Origin of the sequence: Salinivibrio socompensis S35 (assembly GCF_000513715.1) — a bacterium.
Taxonomy (GTDB): Bacteria; Pseudomonadota; Gammaproteobacteria; order Enterobacterales; family Vibrionaceae; genus Salinivibrio; species Salinivibrio socompensis.
In genome coordinates, this window is sequence record NZ_AQOD01000201.1 from 1 (window position 1) to 2,062 (window position 2,062).

A 2,062-nucleotide genomic window follows, 5' to 3' on the forward strand; every position below is an offset into this window, starting at 1 on the left:
GATTTTATCTTCGTGGTGGCGGCATAGTGACAGAGGCGTTAGTTGAAAAAGGGTGTAAAAAATTTGTTCACGTGAAAAAAAGCTCGTCGGCGGTTGTGAATTATTATGACATAACCACCCTCTATACTGATGACGATATTGAATTGACGACGTTGGTTAAAGCGTCACGCGATCATGCACTGAATGATAGAGCATACAAAACAAGTGGACATCATCGTCGCTTGCGCGACCTCCCTAATCTACGGTTGACCATAGAACGGATGTTGAAAAAGTCAGGGGTAGAGGATATCCCTACATTTTACAGCATGGCGCCAGAAGAGATATTTCGCCGTTTGCAAATCACTCACGGTAACGATCTCGATTTAAGTTTGCTTTGGAAATTAGCGGGAGCACAACAAGGTCGGCATTGGAAACTGATTGAAGACGACGAACGTGAGCGCCTGTTATCTGCCGTTTGATTTCCTTTTTAGGGCGCGCGTGCCGATCTGCTGGGTCGGCTTTTGTTTCAGTCTCGTATTTCAATGATGTGTTTCGTTACCTAATGGGCGAATTGTGATCAACAAAAGGGTGTTAATGTGATGTTTGGATAAATAATCGACGGTTAAACCTGAAAACGACAATTTGTACGTGACAGCCAGAAAAAGTTATGTAGAATTCAAACCACTTAGCCGAGAGGTGAAGCGCGAAGGCGCGTTGGCAGAGTGGCTATGCAGCGGATTGCAAATCCGTGGACCTCGGTTCGACTCCGGGACGCGCTCCATAGAACTCTGGCTGGTACAATACGGACGCGGGATGGAGCAGTTTGGTAGCTCGTCGGGCTCATAACCCGAAGGTCGGTGGTTCGAATCCATCTCCCGCAACCAATTTTAGGTTGATGAAGAAGCATTTGACAATTGATGATAAGTCAATGCGACCTCCGGTCGGTGCCGTTGCACGGCGCGTTAAATCCATCTCCCGCAACCAATTTTAAGTGCAAATGCACAATGTAAGGCGACATTAGCTCAGCTGGTAGAGCGCGACCTTGCCAAGGTCGAGGTCACGAGTTCGAACCTCGTATGTCGCTCCAAATTAAAAACAGTGGCGTAAGCGGCTGAAAAGAATTGCGTGCCCTGGTGGTGGAATTGGTAGACACAAGGGATTTAAAATCCCTCGGCGTTCGCGCTGTGCCGGTTCAAGTCCGGCCCGGGGCACCATTACAAAGCAAAACGGCGACCTAAATGGTCGCCGTTTTTGTATGTCTCGCTATACCATACTCAAGCACTGTATTTCGTTATGATGCGCTAAACGGTACTGAACCGCTTGCTGACCGTGACAGGCACATTGGCGAATAATTACGCCCCGCTTGATCCAGGTCTCCATCATCGCCTCCACACCGTCAGGACTAATGCCATATTCTTTTGCCAGTGCTTCCTGACTAATGACACCCGCCCGAGTGACACTGGCTTTGAGTTTTTGCAGGATCATAATAGGTCTCCTTGAACCAATGGGGATGACGACCAACATAGCGCATCATACCGACGACCGTAATGAGCAGGGCAGTCAGGCTGACAATATAAATAGTCGCCTGAGTGGTCGCCACACCTATTTGACTGATTTGAAAGCAAAGTGTGGCCCCACTGACCGCTAAGAGCATTGACCATCCCGCGATAAATAGCGCAAACCGGCGACCAAATTCGCGGGTGTAAGCTCCCATGGCCGCCACACAGGGCGTATAAAGCAAGATTACAATAAGGTAAGCCATGACACTGGCAGTGGTACTGAACTGGCGATGTAAATTATCAAACGTCGCCATACTGACCGCTTGCTCTTGCGCGGCGGCTTCAGTGTTTTCTATGTCTCCCACATTCATCGCTAATGGATCGGTATAATCAATACCAAATAAGTTTTCCGGAATACTCTGCATCGCTTCGACAAGTGCATCACTGATCGAACCTTCGGCTTGTTCTGCATTGGTTGGGGCATAGGAGGTTATTCAGGGTCCCGACAACCGCTTCCTTTGGCGAATTAATCCGGTTACTAAGCCGACAGTGGCGGGCCAAGTTATCTTCTTCGATACCTATGG

Annotated in this window: 3 protein-coding genes and 4 tRNA genes; 5 read left to right on the forward strand and 2 right to left on the reverse strand. The window is 48.6% G+C overall.

Annotated elements, in window-relative coordinates:
* From DZ54_RS0116730 to DZ54_RS0116750, 5 genes are all read left to right on the forward strand, one after another.
* Positions 1-458, forward strand: a 458-nt coding sequence (locus tag DZ54_RS0116730) for a TfoX/Sxy family DNA transformation protein (protein ID WP_025675341.1), incomplete at its 5' end; no start/stop codon positions are given.
* 229 nt (positions 459-687) lie between these two features.
* Positions 688-758, forward strand: a tRNA-Cys gene (locus tag DZ54_RS0116735).
* Between the two features lie 28 nt (positions 759-786).
* A tRNA-Met gene (locus DZ54_RS0116740) sits at positions 787-863 on the forward strand.
* 127 nt (positions 864-990) lie between these two features.
* A tRNA-Gly gene (locus DZ54_RS0116745) sits at positions 991-1,066 on the forward strand.
* A gap of 40 nt (positions 1,067-1,106) precedes the next feature.
* Positions 1,107-1,193, forward strand: a tRNA-Leu gene (locus DZ54_RS0116750).
* A gap of 49 nt (positions 1,194-1,242) precedes the next feature.
* On the opposite strand, the gene DZ54_RS24505 is transcribed toward DZ54_RS0116750, so the two are convergent.
* On the reverse strand, positions 1,243-1,464 hold the full coding sequence (locus DZ54_RS24505) for a FeoC-like transcriptional regulator (RefSeq protein ID WP_025675343.1): 222 nt from the start codon (positions 1,462-1,464) through the stop codon (positions 1,243-1,245).
* Positions 1,415-1,903, reverse strand: a complete 489-nt coding sequence (locus DZ54_RS0116760) for a nucleoside recognition domain-containing protein (RefSeq protein ID WP_025675345.1) — start codon at positions 1,901-1,903, stop codon at positions 1,415-1,417. Before DZ54_RS0116760 ends, DZ54_RS24505 begins: the two co-directional genes overlap by 50 nt.
* Between the last annotated feature and the right edge of the window lie 159 nt (positions 1,904-2,062).

What these genes read in the sequence shown, in the direction of transcription:
- DZ54_RS24505 (WP_025675343.1), bottom strand. Translation starts at nt 1,464, where the DNA reads ATGATCCTGCAAAAACTCAAAGCCAGTGTCACTCGGGCGGGTGTCATT.
- DZ54_RS0116760 (WP_025675345.1), bottom strand. Translation starts at nt 1,903, where the DNA reads ATGCAGAGTATTCCGGAAAACTTATTTGGTATTGATTATACCGATCCA.